Origin of the sequence: Streptomyces sp. 8K308, assembly GCF_004348315.1 — a bacterium.
In the GTDB taxonomy this organism is placed as follows: domain Bacteria; phylum Actinomycetota; class Actinomycetes; order Streptomycetales; family Streptomycetaceae; genus Streptomyces.
On the sequence record NZ_SMKC01000645.1, the window covers coordinates 1 to 1,149 of the forward strand.

General features: G+C 73.1%; 1 protein-coding gene. It reads right to left on the bottom strand.

Going from position 1 to position 1,149, the window contains the following annotated elements; genetic code table 11:
• Positions 1-129: 129 nt before the first annotated feature.
• Positions 130-864, bottom strand: coding sequence for an AraC family transcriptional regulator (locus tag E1265_RS40125; RefSeq protein WP_243741368.1), 735 nt, complete (start codon positions 862-864; stop codon positions 130-132).
• Between the last annotated feature and the right edge of the window lie 285 nt (positions 865-1,149).

Here is a 1,149-nt window from a genome sequence, read left to right on the forward strand (position 1 = left end):
CGGGGGGACCGGCGTGGTGGCCATGGCGGCGCCTTCCGGATCGAGGGCTCAACGGTGCGAACCGGGGGGTTTCGCGCCCGGGATCAGCTCCCCGATTAAGGTGAAGCATCAACCATCTCGGTTGACGTGTCAATTGCTGCTGTGGCGCCGGCCGAGCCCCGGTTGCGGGTGCCTGTGGGCAGGATGGGGGGAGCGCCCTAGCGGTACTAGAAGTGAGGGCGGCGGCACTCTGCTCGCGACAGGAATCGCGGTCACCGCCTGGAAGTCGCGGTAGAAGGCGGAGACGCTCATGCCGGACATGCGGGCCACGTCCTCGACGCGGAAGGGCTGCGCGTAGTGCTCGCGGATCCAGCGCACGGCCCGCGCGACGTGGCTGAGGCCGCTGTCGGCCAGGCCGAGTTGGCGGACCGTCGCCCCCTGCTCGCCGTCGCCCGATGCCGTCGCTCGACGCTCACCCCGGCCAGCGCCGTCGTCGGCGAGGTGCGCGCCGCCGTCGAGCCGCGCCTCCTCCGCCTCGTACGCCGACGGTTCGGACTCGGCCGCCCCGGAATCCGGTTGAGGGTGTACCACGCCTCGGTGCTCCACAGCTCCTGGCCGCTGGCGTCGGTGAACGGGGGGCGAGCGCACGTGGACCACGTGTCCCGGCTTCAGGCCCGGGATGTCCAGGGTGACCGTCCTGCCGTCGGGGGAGACCGCGGCCGAACGCACCGTCAGGGTCTCCTCGTCGACCCGCGGCCCGCCGTAGTGGGCCGTCGGCACGTAACGCCACTGCGTGACGCGGTAGCTGGCGGCGAGCGCGTCCACCGTCTCCTGGGAGAGCGGCTTGGTGTACTCCAGTTCGAAGCCGTCGCTCGTGGCGCGCATGGCCAGGATGTCGAAGGCGTCGCTCCCCGCTAGGGACTTCTAGTTGACGTATCCATGCTTTTGCGTGGGCCGCGGGGCCTTCGCGGCGCCCGGCCTCGGCGCCTGGGGGTTCGCGCGCGGCGCCGGGTCCGCGACGTCCGCGCGGCGGTGGGCCGATCTGTTGCTGTGCGGGACGTCGGGCGCCGGCGCCATGTCGAGGCGTAGCCAGCCGGGTTGCCGCACGCCGCCCGGTGGGCGTGACGCAGGGGGGAGCCGTGGCCGCCCCGCGGGGAGTAGGGGGCGGGG